20 protein-coding genes are annotated in these 20848 nt (G+C 72.2%); 5 read left to right on the top strand and 15 right to left on the bottom strand.

Annotated elements, in window-relative coordinates; translation table 11 throughout:
- The first annotated feature begins 135 nt into the window (after positions 1-135).
- A complete protein-coding gene (locus tag NS184_RS15095) occupies positions 136-390 on the top strand; it encodes an SHOCT domain-containing protein (protein ID WP_058726922.1) in 255 nt (84 codons plus the stop codon).
- Here the strand turns inward: NS184_RS15095 and NS184_RS15090 are convergent.
- Positions 377-916 carry a gluconokinase gene (locus NS184_RS15090; RefSeq protein WP_058726921.1) on the bottom strand — a complete coding sequence of 180 codons (540 nt, stop codon included), beginning with the start codon at positions 914-916 and terminating at the stop codon, positions 377-379. The genes NS184_RS15095 and NS184_RS15090 overlap by 14 nt on opposite strands.
- A gap of 114 nt (positions 917-1030) precedes the next feature.
- On the opposite strand from NS184_RS15090, the gene gndA reads away from it, so the two are divergent.
- Complete coding sequence (gene gndA, locus NS184_RS15085) at positions 1031-2488, top strand: NADP-dependent phosphogluconate dehydrogenase (protein ID WP_083513751.1); 1458 nt, start codon at positions 1031-1033, stop codon at positions 2486-2488.
- A gap of 110 nt (positions 2489-2598) precedes the next feature.
- On the opposite strand, the gene NS184_RS15080 is transcribed toward gndA, so the two are convergent.
- The gene (locus NS184_RS15080; protein ID WP_152998252.1) at positions 2599-3294 is read right to left on the bottom strand and encodes a hypothetical protein; all 696 of its coding nucleotides are present in this window, start codon (positions 3292-3294) and stop codon (positions 2599-2601) included.
- Positions 3295-3419: 125 nt separating this feature from the next.
- On the opposite strand from NS184_RS15080, the gene NS184_RS15075 reads away from it, so the two are divergent.
- Positions 3420-5039 carry a molybdopterin-dependent oxidoreductase gene (locus NS184_RS15075; RefSeq protein WP_058726919.1) on the top strand — a complete coding sequence of 540 codons (1620 nt, stop codon included), beginning with the start codon at positions 3420-3422 and terminating at the stop codon, positions 5037-5039.
- Positions 5040-5075: 36 nt separating this feature from the next.
- Here NS184_RS15075 and NS184_RS15070 read toward each other — a convergent pair whose 3' ends face one another.
- The 13 genes from NS184_RS15070 to NS184_RS15010 all read right to left on the bottom strand — a co-directional run bounded on the left by NS184_RS15070 (position 5076) and on the right by NS184_RS15010 (position 18079).
- Complete coding sequence (locus NS184_RS15070) at positions 5076-5858, bottom strand: putative protein N(5)-glutamine methyltransferase (RefSeq protein ID WP_345969017.1); 783 nt, start codon at positions 5856-5858, stop codon at positions 5076-5078.
- 16 nt (positions 5859-5874) lie between these two features.
- A complete protein-coding gene (locus tag NS184_RS15065) occupies positions 5875-6852 on the bottom strand; it encodes a ribose-phosphate diphosphokinase (RefSeq protein WP_058726917.1) in 978 nt (325 codons plus the stop codon).
- Positions 6853-6906: 54 nt separating this feature from the next.
- A complete protein-coding gene (gene glmU, locus NS184_RS15060) occupies positions 6907-8340 on the bottom strand; it encodes a bifunctional UDP-N-acetylglucosamine diphosphorylase/glucosamine-1-phosphate N-acetyltransferase GlmU (protein WP_058726916.1) in 1434 nt (477 codons plus the stop codon).
- Between the two features lie 117 nt (positions 8341-8457).
- Positions 8458-8955, bottom strand: a complete 498-nt coding sequence (locus NS184_RS15055) for a hypothetical protein (protein WP_152998251.1) — start codon at positions 8953-8955, stop codon at positions 8458-8460.
- A complete protein-coding gene (locus NS184_RS15050; RefSeq protein ID WP_058726914.1) occupies positions 8952-9284 on the bottom strand; it encodes a hypothetical protein in 333 nt (110 codons plus the stop codon). Before NS184_RS15050 ends, NS184_RS15055 begins: the two co-directional genes overlap by 4 nt.
- Positions 9266-9673 (bottom strand): alpha/beta hydrolase, encoded by a 408-nt coding sequence (locus tag NS184_RS15045; RefSeq protein WP_152998250.1) that lies wholly within the window; start codon positions 9671-9673, stop codon positions 9266-9268. The genes NS184_RS15050 and NS184_RS15045 overlap by 19 nt, the downstream gene beginning before the upstream one ends.
- Before the next feature lie 208 nt (positions 9674-9881).
- A complete protein-coding gene (locus NS184_RS15040; RefSeq protein ID WP_058726912.1) occupies positions 9882-11255 on the bottom strand; it encodes an MFS transporter in 1374 nt (457 codons plus the stop codon).
- 226 nt (positions 11256-11481) lie between these two features.
- A complete protein-coding gene (locus NS184_RS15035; RefSeq protein ID WP_058726911.1) occupies positions 11482-12525 on the bottom strand; it encodes an NAD(P)-dependent alcohol dehydrogenase in 1044 nt (347 codons plus the stop codon).
- Complete coding sequence (locus NS184_RS15030) at positions 12522-13814, bottom strand: ROK family transcriptional regulator (protein WP_058726910.1); 1293 nt, start codon at positions 13812-13814, stop codon at positions 12522-12524. The genes NS184_RS15035 and NS184_RS15030 overlap by 4 nt, the downstream gene beginning before the upstream one ends.
- 141 nt (positions 13815-13955) lie before the next feature.
- On the bottom strand, positions 13956-15050 hold the full coding sequence (locus tag NS184_RS15025; RefSeq protein WP_242863077.1) for a sugar phosphate isomerase/epimerase family protein: 1095 nt from the start codon (positions 15048-15050) through the stop codon (positions 13956-13958).
- Positions 15051-15081: 31 nt separating this feature from the next.
- Complete coding sequence (locus tag NS184_RS15020) at positions 15082-16203, bottom strand: Gfo/Idh/MocA family protein (RefSeq protein WP_083513750.1); 1122 nt, start codon at positions 16201-16203, stop codon at positions 15082-15084.
- Positions 16188-16886 carry a ThuA domain-containing protein gene (locus NS184_RS15015; protein ID WP_058726909.1) on the bottom strand — a complete coding sequence of 233 codons (699 nt, stop codon included), beginning with the start codon at positions 16884-16886 and terminating at the stop codon, positions 16188-16190. Before NS184_RS15015 ends, NS184_RS15020 begins: the two co-directional genes overlap by 16 nt.
- Positions 16886-18079 (bottom strand): Gfo/Idh/MocA family protein, encoded by a 1194-nt coding sequence (locus NS184_RS15010; protein WP_058726908.1) that lies wholly within the window; start codon positions 18077-18079, stop codon positions 16886-16888. The genes NS184_RS15015 and NS184_RS15010 overlap by 1 nt, the downstream gene beginning before the upstream one ends.
- Positions 18080-18175: 96 nt before the next feature.
- On the opposite strand from NS184_RS15010, the gene xylA reads away from it, so the two are divergent.
- Both xylA and NS184_RS15000 read left to right on the top strand, forming a co-directional pair.
- Positions 18176-19366, top strand: coding sequence for a xylose isomerase (gene xylA / locus NS184_RS15005; protein WP_058726907.1), 1191 nt, complete (start codon positions 18176-18178; stop codon positions 19364-19366).
- Entirely contained in the window at positions 19363-20835 is a 1473-nt protein-coding gene (locus NS184_RS15000) for a xylulokinase (RefSeq protein ID WP_058726906.1), read from the top strand. The genes xylA and NS184_RS15000 overlap by 4 nt, the downstream gene beginning before the upstream one ends.
- Positions 20836-20848 lie beyond the last annotated feature (13 nt).

Raw genomic sequence — 20848 nt, 5'->3', positions numbered from 1 at the left:
CTGTGCAGGAAGGCCGGCCGTACGACCGCGGGAGCAGTCGGAAGAGGGCCTGCGGGGCGGACGCGTGTCGGGCCTCCAGGCCGGACGCTGGAACGGTCGCCGACCAGCCGGACCGAACCGACCACAGGAGCAGTCATGATCACCACCGCACTCACCACCGCAGCCGCAGCGACCGGGCCGTACTGGCACGGCGGCGGGTTCCCGTTCTTCGTCTTCCCGGCCTTCTTCTTCCTCGCGTTCCTCGTCGTGTTCCTCGTGTTCGGCGTGTTCCGACGCGGGTCGTGGCGAGCCGTCTCCGACGCGCGGGCGGTCCTCGCCGACCGGTTCGCGCGCGGCGACATCAGTGCCGAGGAGTACCGGGCGCGGCTGTCCGAACTCAGCCGGAAGTGACCGCGAGGCCCGCGAGGATCGTCCGCACCGTGTCGTCGACGGGACCGTCGATCGGCACGGCGAGGGCGGCCTCGTCGGGCTGCGGCCGTTCGAGCGTCGCGAACTGGGAGTCGAGCAGCGAGGTCGGCATGTACTCGTGGTGCCGGTGCGACTGCCGCTCGGCGATGAGCTCGCGCGAGCCGTCGAGGAACGCGATGACGAGCCCGGGCGCCGACGCCCGGAGGCGGTCCCGGTAGGCGCGCTTGAGCGCCGAGTTCGCCATGACCGCACGGTGTCCCGACGCCTCGATCGCCGTGATCCGGTCCGCGCACGCGTCCAGCCAGGGCCAACGGTCCTCGTCGGTGAGCGGGACGCCGGCGCGCATCTTCTCCTTGTTCGCGGCGGGGTGCAGGTCGTCGGCGTCGACGAACTCGGCCGGTTCGCCGCGGTCCGCGAGCGCTGCTGCGACCGCGGCTCCGATCGTGGACTTGCCCGAGCCGGACACCCCCATGACGAGGACGGGCGGGAGGACTGCGGTGTCGGTCATCCCTCCACAGTATTGACGGCGATGAACGTTCTCCCCACGTTGCCGTAACACCCATCCGGATCCAGGGCGCGCGCCGTAGGTTGGTGGCCGGTACGACAGGACGAAGGAGACCTCGTGGCAGACAACGACGGACAGGCGAACATCGGCGTGATCGGGCTCGCCGTGATGGGCTCGAACCTCGCACGCAACCTCGCCTCGCGCGAGGGCAACACGGTCGCGGTGTACAACCGCACGTACGCCCGCACCGAGGAGCTCTTGCAGGAGCACGGCGACGCCGGGTTCATCGCGTCCGAGGACATCGACGGGTTCGTCGCGTCGCTGTCGAAGCCGCGCACCGCGATCATCATGGTGCAGGCCGGCAAGGGCACCGACGCCGTCATCGAGCAGCTCGCTGAGCGGTTCGAGGAGGGCGACATCATCGTCGACGGCGGCAACGCGAACTTCCACGACACCATCCGGCGCGAGCACGACCTGCGCGAGAAGGGCCTCAACTTCGTCGGCACCGGCATCTCCGGTGGCGAGGAGGGCGCACTCAAGGGCCCGTCGATCATGCCCGGTGGCTCGAAGGAGGCCTGGGAGACGCTCGGGCCGATCCTGAAGTCGATCGCCGCGGTGGCCGAGGGTGAGCCGTGCGTGACCCACATCGGCACCGACGGTGCCGGTCACTTCGTGAAGATGGTGCACAACGGCATCGAGTACGCCGACATGCAGCTGATCGCCGAGTCGTACGACCTGCTCCGTCGGGCCGGTGGGTTGTCGGTCGAGCAGCTCGTGGAGGTCTTCGACGAGTGGAACAAGGGCGACCTCGAGTCCTACCTCATCGAGATCACGGGCGAGGTTCTCAAGCAGCGCGACGCCGACACCGGCAAGCCGCTCGTGGACGTCATCCGCGACGAGGCCGGTTCGAAGGGCACCGGCGTCTGGACCGTGCAGAACGCGGTCGGACTCGGCATCCCGGTGTCGGGCATCGGTGAAGCCGTGTTCGCCCGTGCGGTCTCCTCGAAGCCGACGCAGCGCGCCGCCGTGCAGCGCTCGGTGGGGTCCCGCCCCGACATCGCGGAGGTCCCCGACACCTTCGCCGACGACGTCCGCGCCGCCCTCTACGCCTCGAAGGTCGTCGCCTACGCGCAGGGCTTCGACCTCATCATCGCCGGGGCGAAGGAGTACGACTGGGACATCGACCTCGGCAACGTCGCGAAGATCTGGCGCGGAGGCTGCATCATCCGGGCACAGTTCCTCAACCGCATCGTCGAGGCGTACGACAAGAACCCGTCCCTCGAGTCGCTGCTGGTCGACCCGTACTTCGCGGACGCCGTCGCCGAGGGCGAAGCAGCATGGCGCCGCATCGTCGGGATCGCGGCCGCGTCGGGGATCCCCGCGCCGGGGTTCTCGTCCGCGCTGGCGTACTTCGACTCGCTCGCGTCCGACCGGCTCCCGGCGTCGCTCATCCAGGGACAGCGCGACTTCTTCGGCGCGCACACCTACCAGCGGGTCGACAAGGACGGCACCTTCCACACCCTCTGGTCGGACGACGACCGCCGCGAGGTCGAGCAGGAGCCGTCCACGCACTGAGCGGCCCGCGCTGACCGCGGCAAGACCGTCCCCAGAGGGCCCCATCGATCCGGCGGGGCCCTCTGGGGTTCCCGGAGTTGGTTCTGAACCGGGTTCGGGTTCTGGTTCTGCTACGCGACGATGCGCTCGCGGGCAAGGTCGGCGACGAGCCGCTCGAGCCGCGGTCCCCGACCGACCATGCGCCGGGAACCCGGGCCGGAACGGACGAAGAACGTCGCGACGGCCGGGGTGTCGTCCATCCGGACGTGGTGCAGCACGACCGCGGTCCCGCGCGCGCCGGTCGGCGTCCGTTCGTCCTCGAGGCCCACGTGCACCATCCGCGACCACCGGATGACGAGCATCCGGGTCGCCCGCCGCTCGTCGAGCTCCCACAGCGACGCCTCCGTGGCACCGAACGCCCAGGTCACCCGGTCACCGAGGGCGAGGCCTGGGCGGAGGTCGGCCACGGAGCGCCGCAGTTCCTCCGTGGGAGCGGCCGGGACGAGCCACACGGTCGGGTCGATGCGACGGATCGCGAGCGCGAGTGCCTCGTCCTCACGCCGGAGTCGCACGCCGCGAGCACGCACGAGGGCGAACAGGATGAGGGCCACTCCGACCGCGATGGCGACCGCCTCGGTGATGCCGAACCACACGAGGTCGGTGTCCGGCGAGGTGGTGACGACGACGATCCGGACCGCGAGCAGCGCCGCCCAGACCCCGACGATGGTCCAGCGCAGGGCAGCGAACTTGCGGGCCGTCGACCACGGCGCGTGACCGCCCCGTCGCACACGCCCGGACCGGGGAACGCGGTCGGGTCGCCTCAGCACCCCTTGATCGTCGCACGGATCGCCGTGCCCCCGCTGGCCGTGTCGTGAACGTGGGGGGTCGGCCGTTCCCCACAGATGTACCGCGTCCAGCGTGCACGTGGGCTCGACGACCTACGATCTGCGGTGTGTGGAAGACGTGGGCAGCAGTCGTCGGGGTGATCGCCGCCGTCGTGTTCCTCGCGGCGGCCGAACTCGTTGCGGTGTTCCTCGGCGGCGCGGGCAGTCCGCTCGTCGGCGTGGGCGGGGCCGTGATCGACCTCGCACCGCGGGGCGCGAAGGACCTGATGGTCACCCTGTTCGGCACCGGTGACAAGGTCGCGCTCTTCGTGCTGATGGTCGTCCTCGTCGTGGCGATCAGCGCGGGTGCGGGCGTCCTCGAACGGCGACGCCCGCCGCTCGGTGCGATCGTGTTCGCGATCGGCGGGGTGCTGTCGCTCCTCGCCGTGACGACGCGCTCCGGGAGCGGCTCGCTCGACGGCGCCCCGACCGTCGTGGGGGTCGCGGCCGCCATCGTCGTCCTCCGGGTGCTCCTCGCGCGCCTGCGTCGATGGGAGGCCGCCGAGGACACGCGTGTCGTACCGACGGCCAGGGACGTCGCAGGCCCGCCCGATGCGACCCCGACGCCCGCCCAGGGCTCGGGCTCGGGCTCGACGGCAGCGCACTCCACAGGGCCTGCGCGCCGCGCGTTCCTGGTGTGGGGCGTCACGACCGCAGCGCTCGCGGTCGTGGTGGGCGGTGCCTCCCGGCTGGGGACCGCGACCATGCAAGCAGCGGTGGCCGCGCGCCGGGCGATCCGACTCCCCAGCCCCGCGACGGTTGCACCTGCCGTACCGGCAGGGGCATCGCTCGACGTCGACGGCATCACGCCCGTCATCACACCGAACGATGCGTTCTACCGGATCGACACTGCGTTGCGTGTCCCGCAGGTCGACCCGGCCACGTGGAAGCTCCGCATCCACGGTGCCGTCGATCGCGAGGTCGAGGTGACCTGGGACGAACTCCTCGCCCTGCCGCTCGAGGAGCACGTCGCCACCATGAGCTGCGTCTCGAACGAGGTCGGCGGCGACCTCATCGGGACCGCGAAGTGGCTCGGGTACCCGATCCGCGAGCTGCTGGCGAAGGCCGGGCCCCACGGATCTGCCGACATGGTCCTCTCCACGAGTGTCGACGGGTTCACCGCGGGGACTCCGCTCGACGTCCTCCAGGACCGCGGCACGGCCGCGCTGCTGGCCGTGGGGATGAACGGTGAGCCCCTGCCGCCCGAGCACGGCTTCCCCGTGCGCATGGTCGTACCAGGGCTGTTCGGGTACGTGTCGGCGACGAAGTGGGTGACCGACCTCGAGGTCACCCGGTTCGCGGACGCGCAGGGCTACTGGACCCCGCGGGGCTGGTCAGAGCGCGGGCCGGTGAAGCTCGAGTCGCGGATCGACGTGCCGCGCGGCGGCAGCACGGTGCGGGCCGGCTCGACGGTCGCGGTCGCGGGTGTCGCCTGGCAGCCGCACACCGGGGTGAAGGGCGTGCAGGTCCGGGTGGACGACGGTGCGTGGCAGGACGCGACCCTCGCCGACTCCATCTCCGCGGACACGTGGCGCCAGTGGGTGTGGAGGTGGACGCCGACGAAGGGGTCGCACCGACTGCAGGTCCGAGCGACGAGCGCGGACGGCGAGGTGCAGACGAGTGTCGAGCGGCCGCCAGCGCCGAACGGGGCGACGGGATGGCACGAGGTGACGGTCACGGCGTCCTGAGGTCAGCCCGCTCGGGATCGAGCGGTCCTCGCAGCCTCAGCCGTGCGGCCGAGTCGCGACCACGCACGTGCCGTCGACCGCGTCGTCGTGGACGACCGCCGTCTCGAAGCCGCCTTCCTCGAACGCCCGCATCGATGCAGCGGCCTGCGATTCCGACACCTCGATCACGACGGCCCCGCCCGGTCGGAGCCACTCCGCCGCTCCCACGGCGATCCGTCGGTGCAGGTGCAGCCCGTCCGCCCCACCGTCGAGCGCGACCCGGTGCTCGTGGTCCCGCGCCTCGCTCGGCATCGTCGCGACCGCGTCGGTCGGCACGTACGGCGCGTTCACCGCGATGACGTCGACAGCCCCCCGGAGTCGCACGGGCAACGGCTCGAACAGGTCGCCGCGAACGACGATCCCGCGGTCGCCGATGTTCTCCGCCGCCACGTCCACCGCGGCGGGGTCGATGTCGGAGGCGACGAGGTCGAGTGCGCCGACGCGTTCGAGGAGGGCCACGGCGATCGCTCCCGCCCCGCAGCACAGATCGACGACGCGGTCGTAGCGGTGGAGCCGCCGAGCAGCCTCGGCCACGACGACAGCCGTCCGGGTTCGCGGCACGAACACTCCGGGCGCGACGCGCACCCGGTGCCCGTCGAAGGCCGCCCACCCGAGGACGTACTCGAGCGGTTCACCGCCGAGCCGACGCTGGACGAGTCCGCGGAGCCGGACCGGGTCGCCGTCGCCGGCGGCGAGCAGCAGCTCGGCCTCGTCCTCCGCGTAGACGCTGCCGCCCGCACGGAGCCGGGTGGCAAGGGCCTCCCTGGCAGCCGAGCTCACCACGGGTCGGTGCGGCTCAGGCCGCGCCGTCGAACATCGACGTCACGGAGCCGTCGTCGAAGACCTCGTGGATGGCGCGGGCGATGAGCGGCGCGATCGGCAGGACCTCGAGACGGTCCCAGCGCTTCTCCTCCGGCAGCGGGAGGGTGTCGGTGACGACGACGCGGTCGATGAACTCGCTCTGGAGGAGTTCGGTGGCCGGGTCGGAGAACACGGCGTGGGTCGCGGCGACCACGACGCCCGTGGCACCGTTCGCCTTGAGCGCCTCGGCAGCCTTCGCGATGGTGCGACCCGTGTCGATGAGGTCGTCGACGAGCAGGCAGACGCGCCCCTTCACGTCGCCGACGATCTCGTGCACGGACACCTGGTTCGGCACGAGCGGATCACGCCGCTTGTGGATGATCGCGAGCGGCGCACCGAGCTTCTCCGACCAGATGTCGGCCACGCGCACGCGGCCCATGTCCGGCGAGACGACGGTGAGCGTCGACGGGTCGAGGATCTCCTGGAAGCGCTCGAGCAGGACGGGCATCGCGAAGAGGTGATCGACCGGGCCGTCGAAGAAGCCCTGGATCTGGGCCGCGTGCAGGTCGACACTCATGATGCGGTGGGCGCCGGCCGCCTTGAAGAGGTCGGCGACGAGGCGGGCCGAGATCGGTTCGCGACCGCGGCCCTTCTTGTCCTGACGGGCGTACGGGTAGAACGGCGCGACGACGGTGATCCGCTTCGCCGACGCACGCTTGAGGGCGTCGACGATGATGAGCTGCTCCATGAGCCACTCGTTGATCGGCGCCGTGTGCGACTGGATGACGAACGCGTCGCAGCCGCGCACCGACTCGTCGAACCGTGCGTAGAGCTCACCGTTCGCGAACGTCCGGGCGTCGGTCGGGACGAGGTCGACACCGAGCTCCTCCGCGATCTCCGCCGACAGCCTGGGGTGTGCCCGGCCCGAGACGAGGACGAGTCGCTTCTGACCAGTGGCTTTGATTCCGGACAAGTGCCGTGCTCACTCCCTGACCCCGAGGGGCCGTGTCGATCGACCCGGAGGCCGTCAGATCTGTTCGCCGCGCGCGCGCCGAGCCGCCTCGGCCGCCGGCGTTCCGGATCGGTGTTCCTCGACCCAGCCGTCGGTGTTGCGCTGTGGGGCGTAGCTGATCGCCAGCGACCCAGCAGGGACGTCCTTGCGGACGGTGGTCCCGGCGCCGGTGTACGCTCCGTCACCAATCCTAACCGGGGCGACGAACACGTTGTGCGACCCGGTGCGGACGTTCGAGCCCACCTCGGTGCGGTGCTTCGCGACGCCGTCGTAGTTCGCCGTGATCGTGTTCGCGCCGATGTTCGAGTCCTCGCCCACCTCGGCGTCCCCGATGTACGACAGGTGCGGGACCTTGCTGCCCCGACCGATGACCGCGTTCTTCGTCTCGACGAAGGTGCCGATCTTGCCCTGGTCACCGAGGATCGTGCCGGGACGCAGGTACGCGAACGGCCCGACGGACGCTCCCGCTCCGATGACGGCGAGCGTCGCGTCGACCCGGTTCACGGTCGCTCCCGCGCCGACCTCGGTGTCGCGGAGCGTGGTGTCCGGACCGACGACCGCGCCGGACGCGATCGCGGTGGCCCCGACGAGCTGTGTGCCCGGCAGGACCTCCGCGTCCGGCTCGATGGTGACGTCGAGGTCGATCCACGTCGTCGCCGGGTCCTGCACGGTGACACCGGCGACCTGGTGGCGACGGACGATGCGGGCGTTCAGCTCGCGGGCGGCGTCGGAGAGCTGCGCGCGGTCGTTGATCCCGGCGACGAGCCACGGGTCCGTGAGCGTGACGACGTCGATGCGCCCGCCCCGCTCGCCGATGAGCGCCGGCGCGTCGGTGATGTACTTCTCCCCCTGCGCGTTCGCCAGGGTGAGCGAGGGCAGGACCGCGCGCAGGTGCGTGACGTCGAACGCGTAGATGCCGGCGTTCGCCTCGGTGATCGTCAGCTGGTCCGGCGTCGCGTCCTTGTGCTCGACGACCCCGACGAACGCCCCCTCGGCGTCGCGCACGATGCGGCCGAGTCCGGTGGGGTCCGGGGCGATCGCGCTCACGAAGGTGGCGCCGTTGCCACCGCCGACGTGGGCGTCCACGAGGGACCGGAGGGACACCGCGTCGAGCAGCGGCACGTCGCCCGACAGCACCACGACGGCTCCGTCGAAGTCCGCGGGGAGCGCCTGCACCGCGACCTCCACGGCGCGGCCGGTGCCGGGGACGTCGTCCTGGTCGACCACGAGGGCGTCCGGCGCACGCTCGACGACCTCGGCGGCGACGCGGTCCCGCTCGTGCCGCACCACGACGGCCACGTGCTCGGGCTCGAGCGACGCGGCGGTCCGCAGCACGTGCGCGATGAGCGGCAGCCCGGCGAGACGGTGCAGCACCTTGGGCGTGGCGGACTTCATGCGGGTGCCCTGGCCCGCGGCCAGGACGACGACGGCGATGCGCTGGTCGGTCATGCCCCCATCCTGGCGCACGTCGCCTCGACGGGTGATGCGGAGCGCCCGCTCGTCGCGTGCCGCTCCCTCGGCCCGCTGCCGGCCCTGCTCAGTCAACAGCCGGCGGGTCCGTCCTGCTCAGCCCAGGTCGGCCGCGTTCCCGGTACCGCACTTCGACACGCCACCCAGGCTCGACTTCGTGGTGGCCGCACCGAACTGGATGCGTTCGACGTCGCCGCCGCTCCCGTTCACCAGGTACCGGTCAGCACCGGAGGTCATCTTGTCGGACGAGTACTCGACCGTCAGCCCATCCGCGGCCCAGCGCTTCCCCACCGACTTCGTCACGGCCTCCGGGTCGCGCACGCCCGCGCCCGTCCGCACGATGTTGTACATCGCGCCGGCCGAACCGTCGGGAAGCGAGCACGCCTGCGGGTACTCCTGCGACTGCGGGGCGTCCCAGTCGATGCCGGAGCGGTGCATCGTCTCCTCGACGTAGGCAGCTGCGAGCCGACGCTGGTGCTCGGCGGTGGGCGCTGGTTCCATGGTGTCCTCCTTGGTCGGGCTAGCTGCGGCGCACCCCGCGAGCACGAGGGCTGCGAGCAGCACAGCCCCGGACGCCACCGATCGTCTGGTCACAGGGACGGTTCCATCATGTTGTCGAACAGCGTCTTGTCATGATCGCTCATCCCGGCGTCGTCGGCTGGGGTCATGCCGGCTCCGCCGTTCATCGTGGCCCGCGCGACGTTGTTCAGTGCTTCCGTTCCGTAGTCGAAGTACCCGCTCCCGCCGCCGTACCCGATCGGGTCGTGCATCGTCGTCTGGCGTCCTTCGGACGGGTCGCCACCGTTGGTCCCGAACGTGGTCGCGGCGAACGAAGAGTCCATCGGGTCGTCGCGGCCGCTACCCAGTCGACCGAGCCAGGCGTACTGGTCACGCGGGTTGTCGTTCACGTCCTTGGTGGGCACGCCTGCCCTGCGTACACGTGGTCAGCATCGATCCCCTTCGCGCCGCCGACGTCACCCTCGATCCCGGCTGACGCGACTGCCACGAAGTTGTCGACGTGCACGCCCGTGCCGTGCAGCGCGTCGGCACCGGTCGTCGTCCCGTACGAGTGCCCGACCACGTTGAGCGTCGGACCGTCGGCCCGCGTCGCTCGGAAACCGGCCAGGTCGTCAGCGAGCCGGGTCGCGCCGGCCCGCGCCGCGTCGCCGTGGAGCACACCCCACGAGGCCGGGGGCGCGGCGGGGGCCCGGTAGTTCATCCAGAGCTTCGCTTCCTCGGTCTCGACCTGAGCCGCAAGGTCGTGTGGGAAGACCGCAGCCTGTTCGAGCGTCGCGTCGACGGCTTCGATCATGCCCTGATGCGCGAGTGAGAGACCGGCCGCGCGGCTGATCACCTCGACGACGCCGAGACACCCCTCGTCCAGCCCGGTGAAGCGTCTCGAGTCCGCTCCGAGCGCGCCTCCGTCAGGGCCGCCGCGACCGCGGACAGCGTCTCCGACTCGATCCAGAGCTCCCCAGCACCCATTGACTCCCCGTCCCCGACGTAGCGGAAGCAGCACATCAGCGGTCGGCAGGCTCCGGCCGCACGAACGCCATGCACACCAGCCCCGCCACGAGCACCACCACGATCCCGAGGATCCCGTACCGCGTGGATCCGCCGATCGTCACCGCGACCGCGAACAGCGTCGGGGCGAGGAACGTCGCCGCGCGTCCGGTGGTGGCGTACAGCCCGAAGAGCTCGCCCTCCCGCCCGGGCGTCGCGAGCCGCGCGAGGTACGCCCGGGAGGACGCCTGCACCGGTCCGACGAACAGCGCCAGCGTGAGCCCGAGCACCCAGAACAACGAGGACGAGGTGCCGGCCGCCAGCACCCCGAGCCCGCAGAGGGCGAGGCCGACGAGGGAGACCATGATGAGCGCCCGGGAGCCGAACCGGTCGTCGAGCCGACCGGACGCGAAGGTCGCGACCCCGGCGACGACGTTGGCGGCGATCGCGAACAGGATCACCTGCGACGGTGTGAAGCCGAAGACCTGTGCGGCGATGATCCCACCGAAGGTGAACACCGCACCGACGCCGTCCCGGAAGACGGCGCTGGCGACGAGGAACCCGAGCACGTTGCGGCGCTCCCGCCACAGCCGCGCGACGTCGCGTGCGAGGTCCCGGTAGGCGGTGGACACGTTGCCGCCGCGGGACCGGTCGGCGGCGGCTTCGGGCACGACGAGGAAGAGCGGCACCGAGCTCACGGCGAGCCACACGGCGGCGATGCCGATCGCGACACGGACGTCCCACTGCCCGGTGGCGACGGTGGCGGGCAGCTGCAGGAGCCCCGCGACGTCACCGCGCCCGAAGTCCTGGATGCAGAGGACGAGCAGGACGACCAGCAGCACGATGCCGCCGAAGTAGCCCGCGGCCCAGCCGATCGCGGACACCCGACCCGTTCGGTCCGCAGGTGCGACCTGTCCGAGCATCGCGTTGTAGCCGACGCTGGCGATCTCGTACGCGACCGTGCCGATCCCGAGCAGCGCGGCGCCGAGGTACAGGAACGGCTGGCTCGGGGCGACGAACACCATGCCGCCGATCGAGAGCGCGATGCCGATCGTCGCGATGAGGACGGACCGGCGACGGTGTCCGGTGCTGTCCGCGAGCCGGCCGACCGCTGGCGCGACGAGGGCGACGACGATCCCGGCGATCGCGAGCGTGGTCGAGACCACCGCCGCGTTGTGCGCGAGCTCGCGCTCCACGGCGGCCTTCCCGGCAGCCGAGGTGTCGGCCACCAGCGCCGGGTCGACGAACGCTCGGCTCGCGAGGTACGTGCTGAAGACGAAGGTGGTCACCACCGCGTTGAACGCCGCGGACCCCCAGTCCCACAGCGCCCACGAGACGAGCGCGCGGCGGTCGGTGCGCTGCGGTGGCACTGCGGTGGGCGACACGGTCATGGCCGAACCGTAGCGCGTCCCGGTGTCGCGCGGGTGGTCCCCGACGAGGGGGCACCGCCGGTCGCGTGGCGGGTGCGAAGGACGGCCTGGAGGCCCGTGGCGGCGCCGCCACGGGCCTCCAGGCCGGCAGCGGGTCGCGCCGGGCGCGGGGCGCGACGTCCTCCGGCGCACCTCCGGACGGACGCGCGTGCCGCGCGCTGCCGACGCACGCGGTCGAGCGCGGTGCTCAGGCGGGGACGCCGCCCGGGTGCACGATCGACTTGAGCGATGCCGGGTCGGTGTCGCTCTCCAGGGCGTCGCGGACGTCGTCGAGCCCGTAGCGCCCCGTGACGAGCGCGTCGAGGTCGACCTGACCGGACGCCACCAACCCGATCGCGACCGGCCAGGTGTTCGTGTAGCGGAAGATCCCGGTGACGGTGACCTCGAGGTTCTGGATGTGCTCGACGGGCAGCGTCATCTCGGAGTTGCCGAGCCCGACGAGGACCGCGGCGCCGGCGGGTCCGACCGCCTTGATGCCGTCCGAGACCGCCCGTGGCGCACCGCTGGCGTCGATGAAGGCGTCGACGGGCACGATGTCCGCGGTGACGTCGACCGTCGTCGGGTCGACCACCTCGGTCGCGCCGAAGGACAGCGCGCGCTCCCGACGCTCGGCGACGAGGTCGCTCACGACGACCCGTGTCGCGCCGAAGGCCCGGGCGACCTGGGCGCAGATCACGCCGATCGGACCGGCGCCCGCGATGAGCACCGACGACCCGGGGACGATGCCGGCCTTGCGGGCGGCGGCGATCCCGACCGACAGGGGTTCGAGGAGCGCACCGGCCTCGAGCGAGACCGTGTCGGGGAGGGCGTGCGCGAACACCGACTCGATCGTGACGTACTCGGTGAACGCGCCGTCGACCGGCGGCGTCGCGTAGAAGCGCATGTGCGGGCAGAGGTTGTACCGGCCGGCGAGGCACTGCGCGCACCGGTGGCACGGCCGCTGGGGTTCGACCGCGACGCGCTCACCGACCCGGGACGCGTCGACGCCGTCGCCCACGGCGACGATCGTGCCGGACAGCTCGTGCCCGAGGACGAGGGGCTCCTCGACGACGAAGTCACCGATGCGTCCGTGCCGGTAGTAGTGGACGTCCGAGCCGCAGACGCCGACCGCCGCGACACGGACGAGCACGTCGCCGGGGTCGGGCGTCGGGACGGGGCGCTCCTCGACCGTGAGGTCCTGGGTGCCGAGGAGCACGCTCGTGCGCTGCTGCTCCGGGAGCTGCGTGGTCATGCGGGTCTCGCTTCCTCGACCGCTGCGTCGCGGTCGGTCTGGGGCTGGTGCGTGCTGGGGTCCGGGCTCGTCCCGACGGCCGGGGCCGTCCGCGTCACCGTGGCGGGGTCGCGCAGGAGTTCCCGGAAGCCGACCTCGGCCGCGCCGCGGGTCAGGACGTCGTCACCGAGGGCCGCGGGGACGATGCGGAGCCGGTCGGCCGTGCCGGGCATCGACTGGGCCCGGACGGCGTCGAGGATCCGGTCGCCGACGTGGGTCAGGAGCACCCCGAGGAACCCGCCGAGCACGACGACCTCGGGGTTGACGGTGTGGATCGCGTTGCGCAGGGCGGTGGCGAGCGCCGACACCTGGCGGTCGACGACGGCCTCCAGTTCCGGGCGCCCCTCGGCGAGCGCCGCGGCGAGCCCACGGAGGTCGTCCGGTGCTGTGCCGGCCGCGGTCGTGAGGGCCTCGCGGGACGCTTCGGTCTCGAGGCACCCGACGGCGCCGCAGTGGCAGCGGATGCCGTTCGCCGCGACGAACGTGTGGCCGAGCTCACCGGCGTACCCGTCGGCACCGATGAGGGGACGAGCGGCGGCGATGACCCCGCCACCGATGCCGCTCGCGCCGCCGTTGAGGTACACGATGTCGTCGACACCGCGACCGCTCCCGGCGAGCCGCTCCGCCCACGCGCCGAGGTTGGCGTCGTTCGCGACGGCCACCGGGAGGCCGGTGCGGGTGGTGAGGGGTCCGGCGACGGGTTCGTCGCGCCAGCCGAGGTGCGGGGCGTACTGGACGGTGCCGTCCTCGACCCGGACGGTGCCCGGGACGGCGACGCCGATGCCGACGACGCGGACCGCGGGCACGCGGTCGACCGTGCCCGGTGCGGCGTCGCCCGTGCGCTCGTCCGCGTCCGCCCGCAGTGCACCGAGCAGCGTCGCGATGGTGTCGACGGCCTCCGGCCCGGTCGGTGGGCGGTCCTGCGGGGCGGTGCGGTGGCGGCGGACGGAGCCGTCGAGGCCGACGAGTGCGACCGTGACGGCGTCGATCTCGACCACGGCTGCCGCGGCCACGACGTCCGCCGAGGCCCGCACCACCGGGCTCGGTCGACCGACCCCGGTGCCGCGCACACCGGCGGGCGGTGCCTCCTCGTGCACGAGGCCGAGGTCGACGAGCTCGCCGACGAGCGCGAGGGTCGTCGAGCGGTTCAGCCCCGTGCGCCGGGTGAGTTCGGCGCGGCTGATCGGCCCCTCCTCGTGCACGAGGCGGAGGACGCGTGCGGCGTTGCCGGGCGCGGGCCGCGGTGCCATACGGTCCTCCTTCGCGGTGACGGTGGGTGGTGGTGCGCGCCGAGTCTCGGCTCTGCGGACAGTTTCGCGGCCCCGAGACCGCGAAAGTGTCCGCCTGGCCGAGTCTCGGGCGAGCCGCCGCGGCGCGCGTCGGCGCCGCGGCTAGCGCGAGCGCGAGAACGCGGCGTCGAACGCGGCGTCCGGCGGGGCGATCGTGCCGAGCCGCCGCACGAACGCGAGCGCCTCGGGGCCGCCGACGAGCCGGTCCATGCCGGCGTCCTCCCACTCGACACTCGTCGGCCCGTCGTAGCCGATGTGGTTGAGGACGCGGAACACGCGCTCCCACGGCACGTCCCCGTGGCCGGCGGTGACGAAGTCCCACCCGCGTCGGGGGTCGCCCCACGGCAGGTGCGAGGACAGCCGTCCGTTGCGTCCGTCGAGCTGCTTCACCGACTCCTTGCAGTGCACGTGGTACACCCGGTCGGCGAAGTCGAGCAGGAACGCGGCGGGGTCGAGGTCCTGCCAGACGAAGTGCGAGGGGTCGAAGTTGAACCCGAACGCCGGCCGGTCCGCGAACACGTCGAGCGTCCGACGCGCGGTCCAGTAGTCGTAGGCGATCTCGGAGGGGTGCACCTCGAGCGCGAACCGCACCCCGACCTCCTCGAACACGTCGAGGATGGGTGACCAGCGGTCGTGGAAGTCCTGGTAGCCGGCGTCGATCATGCCCGGCGGCACGGGCGGGAACCCGGCGACGGTCTTCCAGATCGACGAGCCCGAGAACCCGGTGACCGTGCGGACACCGAGGGCAGCGGCGGCACGGGCCGTCCACTGCAGTTCCTCGGCGGCCCGCTGCCGGACGCCCTCGGGGTCGCCGTCGCCCCACACGTGCTCCGGCACGATGTCCTGGTGCCGCTGGTCGATCGGGTCGTCGCACACGGCCTGTCCGACGAGGTGGTTCGCGATGGTCCAGACCTGCAGACCGTTGCGTTCGAGGATCGCTCGTCGGTCCGCCACGTACTCCGGGTCCGTCGCGGCACGTCGGACGTCGAGGTGGTCGCCCCAGCAGGCGATCTCGAGGCCGTCGTAGCCCCACTCCCCCGCGAGGCGCGCCACCTCCTCGAAGGGCAGGTCGGCCCACTGGCCGGTGAACAGGGTGACCGGCCGTGTCGGCCGCCCGGCATCGTCCGGCCTGGAGGCGCTGCTCGCCCCCGTCGCGCCTGGACCGTCCGCTGTCGGGGTTCCGTCCGTCGTCGTCATCGTCGTCGTCCTTCCTCGCCTGTCGGCCGGGTCACCAGGACCCGGGGGTGGCGCCCGCGGGCACCGTCTCGGGGCGGTCGACGTGCGAGCGCACCTCGACCACGGTGTGCTCGCGGGCGGCGGTCGCGACGGCCTCCATCACCTCGAGCACGTGGAACGCCAGGTCACCGCTCGCCCGGTGCGGCCGGTCGGTCGCGACCGCGTGCGCCATGTCGGCGAGGCCGTACCCGCGGCCGGCGTCCGCGTAGCCGGCGGTCACCGGAAGCTCGCGCCACTCGCGGTCGTCGGCGGTCGCGATCGACACGGGGTCGGAGAACCGGTTCGGGTCCGGGACACCGAGCGTGCCCGACGTGCCGTACACCTCGAACAACGGGGCCCGGGTCGCCCACACCTCGAACGAGACCGTGACCGTCGAGACGACCCCGTCCGCGTGCTCGAGGACGGCCAGCACGTGCGTGTCGATGTCCACCCGGAGCGGAGTGCCCGCGGCAGGCCCGGTCGCGATCGAGCGTTCGCGGTCGGAGCGGGTCGAGGCACCGCTGACACGCACCACCGGACCGAAGAACTGCACGAGGCTCGTGAGGTAGTACGGCCCCATGTCGAGCAGCGGACCGCCACCGGGTTGGTAGTAGAACGCCGGAGCGGGGTGCCAGAGCTCGTGCCCAGGGGCGGACCACGACACCGCGGCGCCGACCGGCGTGCCGATCAGCCCGTCGTCGAGCGCCGCGCGGGCGGTCTGGATCCCGGTGCCGAGCACGGTGTCCGGCGCACTGCCGACCCGCAGGCCCGAGCGTCGGGCGAGGTCGAGCACGGGCTGCGCCTCGGCCGTCGACATCGCCAGCGGCTTCTCGCCGTACACGTGCTTGCCTGCCTCCAGGGCCCGGGTCGCGATCTCCGCGTGAGCGGCCGGGATCGTCAGGTTGAGCACGACGTCGACGTCGTCCGCGGCGAGCAGGTCGTCGACCGACGACCCCCGGACGCCCTGCGTCTCGCCGACGGACTGCGCACGGGCGACGTCGATGTCCGCCACCGCGGTCAACTCGAGCCCGGGCAGCGCCGGGAAGTGCTCGAAGTACTGCTGGCTGATGACGCCGACCCCGACGACCCCGACGCGGAGCGGCCTGGCAGCCGCGCCCTTCACCGTGCTGCCCACAGGAGTCCCCTCTCGATGATCGTGCGGAGTGGCTGCGACTCGACGACCTCGAGCCGGTGGCCGGGGGCGGAGACGAACACGCGTCCCGCGCCCCACTGCCGGGTCCAGATCGCCGGCGCCGTCACCGGTCGGTTCCAGGCGTCGAAGTCCCGCGCCTCCTGGGTGGTGGTGGCCAGGACGTCGTTGTACTCGTCGGAGAGCACCCAGTACTGCTCGGTGACCAGGTCGAAGTCCTCGATCCCCTGCGTGATCGGGTGCTCGTGCCCGGCCTCGGTGATGTGCACCGTGTACGGGATGTAGTTGTCCGACTGCTCGCCGGTCCGCTCGGACGGGTGCTTGCCCGCATGGTGCGCGAACTGCCCACCGATCATGTGCAGGTAGTCGGCGGTGTTCCGGAACGCATCCGCGATGCCGCCGTGCCACCCGGCGAGGCCGGCCCCGCCGAGGACGGCACGCTGGAGACCGGCGAACTCGTCGTCCGCGATGGTCGACATCGTCACGATCTGCACGATCAGGTCGACGTCGGCCATCGCGGACTCGTCGGCGTAGACGGCCGTCGACTCCGAGACCTGTACGTCGAAGCCGTTGTCCCGGAGGAACGGGATGAACAGGTCGGTGGTCTCGACCGGCATGTGGCCGTCCCAACCGCCGCGGACGACGAGGGCCTTCTTGTCGGCGGCCATCAGATCACCGTCCAGGCGCTGCCGTCGGAGGCGCTGCGCTCGACCGCGTCGAGGACCCGCTGCACGTGCAGCCCCTCCTCGAACGACGGGGACGGGTCCTCGCCCGCGACGATCGCCTGCACGAAGTCCTTCACCTCGTGGCTGAAGGTGTGCTCGTAGCCGATGAGGTGCCCGGTGGGCCACCACGCCGCCATGTAGGGGTGCTCGGGCTCGGTCACGATGATCCGCTGGAAGCCCTGTTCCCCCGCCGGGGCGGTGGCGTCGTAGAAGCGCAGCTCGTTCATCGACTCGAGGTCGAACTGGATCGCGCCGTCGGAACCGCTGATCTCGAGCGTGAGGCCGTTCTTCCGGCCGGTCGCGTAGCGCGTGGCCTCGAACGTGCCGATCGCCCCGTCGGCAGCGCCACCGGCGAGCCGCGCGGTGAAGAACGCCGCGTCGTCGACCGTGACCTGCCCGCGCTCCTCGGAGGCGGTACCGGAGAGTCCGACCCCCTCGGCCATGAGCGGGCGCTCGGTCACGAAGGTCTCGAGCGTGCCCGACACCGTGGCGAGCGACGCCCCCGTGACGTGCTCCACGAGGTCGATCGCGTGCGCGCCGATGTCACCGAGCGAGCCGGAACCCGCGAGCGACTTGTCGAGTCGCCAGGTCATCGGACCCTCGGGGTCTGCCAACCAGTCCTGCAGGTAGAGCGCGCGGACCTGTCGGACGGTGCCGAGCCTCCCGGCCGCCACCAGCTGCTTCGCGAGCGCGATGGCGGGCACCCGACGGTAGCTGAAGCCGACCATCGAGCGGACGCCGGACGCCCGCGCAGCGGCGGCGGCCGCGGTCATCGCCTCGGCCTCGGCGACCGAGTTCGCGAGGGGCTTCTCGCAGAGCACGTGCTTGCCGGCCTCGAGCGCCGCGATCGCCACCTCGACGTGCGACGAACCGGGCGAGCAGATGTCCACCACGTCGATGTCCGGGTCCGTGACGGCAGCGCGCCAGTCGGTCGACGCGGTCTGCCAGCCGTACTGCCGTCGGGCCGCTTCGGTCCGCTCCGGGTCACGGCCGACGATCACCGCCATCTCCGGTTCGACCCCGAGGTCGAAGAACCTGGGGGCGGTCCGCCACCCCTGCGAGTGGGCGGCTCCCATGAAGCCGTGGCCCACCATCGCCACACGTAGTCGATCCTGCGCCTGTCGGTCCGATGCCATTCGTTCGCTCCTTTGCGATCACGCTTGCCAGAGTCAACACTACCGCTTATGTTGGGCGCGGCAACATTTTGTTTCGACGACGAACGGTGATCCACCATGGCAACGACGCCCACCCGTGACGACAAGTTCTCCTTCGGTCTCTGGACCATCGGCTACAACGGCTCCGACCCGTTCGGCGGCCCGACCCGTCCCGCACTGGACGTGGTCGAAGCGGTCGAGAAGCTCGACGAGATCGGCGCCTACGGCCTGACCTTCCACGACGACGACCTGTTCGCGTTCGGCTCGACCGACGCCGAGCGCCAGGGCCAGATCGACCGGCTCAAGGGCGCCCTCGACTCCACCGGCATCATCGTGCCGATGGTCACGACGAACCTGTTCTCGGCGCCGGTCTTCAAGGACGGCGGGTTCACCTCGAACGACCGCCAGGTGCGCCGCTTCGCGCTCCGGAAGGTGCTCCGCAACATCGACCTCGCCGCCGAGCTCGGCGCGAAGACCTTCGTCATGTGGGGTGGCCGCGAGGGCTCCGAGTACGACTCCGCGAAGGACGTGCAGGCGGCGCTCGAGCGCTACCGCGAGGCCGTCAACCTCCTCGCCCAGTACGTCACCGACAAGGGCTACGACATCCGCTTCGCCATCGAGCCGAAGCCGAACGAGCCCCGCGGCGACATCCTCCTGCCGACCCTCGGCCACGCGATCGCGTTCACCGAGACGCTCGAGCGTCCCGAGCTGTTCGGCATCAACCCCGAGGTCGGACACGAGCAGATGGCAGGCCTGAACTTCACGGCCGGGATCGCCCAGGCGCTGTACCAGGGCAAGCTCTTCCACATCGACCTCAACGGTCAGCGCGGCATCAAGTACGACCAGGACCTGGTGTTCGGCCACGGCGACCTGCAGAACGCGTTCTCCCTCGTCGACCTCCTCGAGCACGGCGCTCCGCAGGGCGGTCAGGCGTACGACGGCCCGCGCCACTTCGACTACAAGCCGAGCCGCACCGAGGACATCACGGGCGTCTGGGACTCGGCGAAGGCGAACATGCGCATGTACCTCCTCCTCAAGGAGCGCGCGCAGGCCTTCCGCGCCGACCCCGAGGTCCAGGAGGCCCTCGCCGCCGCCAAGGTCGACGAGCTGAGCACCCCGACGCTGAACTCGGGCGAGTCGTACGACGACTTCCTCGCCGACCGCTCCGCCTTCGAGGACTTCGACGCCGACGCGTACTTCGGCGGCAAGGGCTTCGGCTTCGTGCGGCTGCAGCAGCTCGCGATCGAGCACCTCATGGGCGCTCGGTGACCTTCGTCGCCGGGGTCGACTCGTCGACCCAGTCCTGCAAGGTCACGATCCGCGACGGCGACTCCGGTGCGGTCGTCCGGGAGGGCCGAGCGGCCCACCCGGACGGCACGTCCGTCGACCCCCGCCACTGGTGGGACGCGCTCGGCGCCGCGATCGCGGACGCCGGCGGGTTCGACGACGTCGCCGCCGTCGCGATCGCCGGGCAGCAGCACGGCATGGTCGCGCTCGACGCCGACGGTCGCGTGGTCCGCGACGCGCTCCTCTGGAACGACGTCCGCAGCGCCGACGCGGCCGCGCAGATGGTCGAGGAGCTCGGCCGGGAGGCATGGGTCGCCCGCACGGGTCTGGTCCCGGTGGCCTCGTTCACCGGTACCAAGCTGCGGTGGCTCCGCGATGCGGAACCCTCGAACGCCGGACGGGTCGCCGCCGTCGCGCTCCCCCACGACTGGCTGTCGTGGCGTCTGCGCGGGTACGGTCCGGCGGACGAGAGCCCGCTCGGGCCCGACCTCGACGCCCTCGCGACGGACGGCTCGGACGCGAGCGGCACGGCGTACTGGGACCCGGTGCGCCGCGAGTACGACGAGGAGCTGTTCGAGACCGCCCTCGGCCGTGGCCTGCGGGTCGCCAGCGGTGCACCGGGCTCGGCTGCGGACGCGGTCGTGGTGCCGCGGTTGGTCGCGCCGGACGAGGCGATGGGGACCCTCGACGGCGACGTCGAGCTGCCGGGCGGCGCGGTCGCACGGGCGGGACTCGTCGTCGGCGCGGGACTCGGCGACAACGCCGGGGCAGCGCTCGGCCTCGGGCTGGGCCCGGGTGACGTCGCGGTGTCCCTCGGCACGAGCGGCACCGTCTTCGGGGTCACCGACACCGAGGTGACGGATCCGAGCGGGACCGTGGCGGGCTTCGCCGACGGGACCGGGTCGCGCCTCCCCATCGTCACGACGCTCAACGCAGCCCGCGTGCTCGAGGTGGTCGGCGGCCTCCTCGGCGTCGACCACGACGTCCTCGGCGAGTTGGCCCTGCAGGCGCCCGCCGGCGCAGACGGCCTGGTCCTGGTGCCGTACTTCGTCGGCGAGCGCACCCCGAACCGACCGGACGCCACCGCCTCGCTCCTCGGCATGACGCCGGCGACGACGGACCGGGCGCACCTCGCCCGCGCCGCCGTCGAGGGGATGCTCTGCGCCCTCGCCGACGGGCTGGCCGCCGTCGAGGGCACGGGGGTCGAGGTGTCGCGGCTGCTGCTCATCGGCGGTGCCGCACGCAACGAAGCCGTCCGCGTCGTCGCGTCCCAGGTGTTCGGCCGCGACGTCGAGCTGCCGGAGCCGGGCGAGTACGTCGCAGCGGGTGCCGCGCGGCAGGCGGCGTGGGCGCTCACGGGCTCGCTGCCGTCGTGGAGCATCGCGACGACGACGATCGCCGCGGACCCGCACCCCGAGGTCCTCGAGCGGTACCGTTCGGCTGCCGCCTGACGGTCCGACGCCC

This window comes from Curtobacterium luteum (assembly GCF_001475545.1).
GTDB classification, from domain to species: Bacteria; Actinomycetota; Actinomycetes; order Actinomycetales; family Microbacteriaceae; genus Curtobacterium; species Curtobacterium luteum_A.
This window is presented reverse-complemented; position numbering and strand designations above follow the sequence as displayed.

Excerpts from the sequence above, each read along its gene's own strand:
- NS184_RS15095 (WP_058726922.1), top strand. The coding sequence starts at position 136 with ATGATCACCACCGCACTCACCACCGCAGCCGCAGCGACCGGGCCGTAC.
- NS184_RS15090 (WP_058726921.1), bottom strand. The coding sequence starts at position 916 with ATGACCGACACCGCAGTCCTCCCGCCCGTCCTCGTCATGGGGGTGTCC.
- glmU (WP_058726916.1), bottom strand. The coding sequence starts at position 8,340 with ATGACCGACCAGCGCATCGCCGTCGTCGTCCTGGCCGCGGGCCAGGGC.
- NS184_RS15045 (WP_152998250.1), bottom strand. The coding sequence starts at position 9,673 with ATGATCGAAGCCGTCGACGCGACGCTCGAACAGGCTGCGGTCTTCCCA.
- NS184_RS15040 (WP_058726912.1), bottom strand. The coding sequence starts at position 11,255 with ATGACCGTGTCGCCCACCGCAGTGCCACCGCAGCGCACCGACCGCCGC.
- NS184_RS15035 (WP_058726911.1), bottom strand. The coding sequence starts at position 12,525 with ATGACCACGCAGCTCCCGGAGCAGCAGCGCACGAGCGTGCTCCTCGGC.
- NS184_RS15030 (WP_058726910.1), bottom strand. The coding sequence starts at position 13,814 with ATGGCACCGCGGCCCGCGCCCGGCAACGCCGCACGCGTCCTCCGCCTC.
- NS184_RS15025 (WP_242863077.1), bottom strand. The coding sequence starts at position 15,050 with ATGACGACGACGGACGGAACCCCGACAGCGGACGGTCCAGGCGCGACG.
- NS184_RS15015 (WP_058726909.1), bottom strand. The coding sequence starts at position 16,886 with ATGGCCGCCGACAAGAAGGCCCTCGTCGTCCGCGGCGGTTGGGACGGC.
- NS184_RS15010 (WP_058726908.1), bottom strand. The coding sequence starts at position 18,079 with ATGGCATCGGACCGACAGGCGCAGGATCGACTACGTGTGGCGATGGTG.
- xylA (WP_058726907.1), top strand. The coding sequence starts at position 18,176 with ATGGCAACGACGCCCACCCGTGACGACAAGTTCTCCTTCGGTCTCTGG.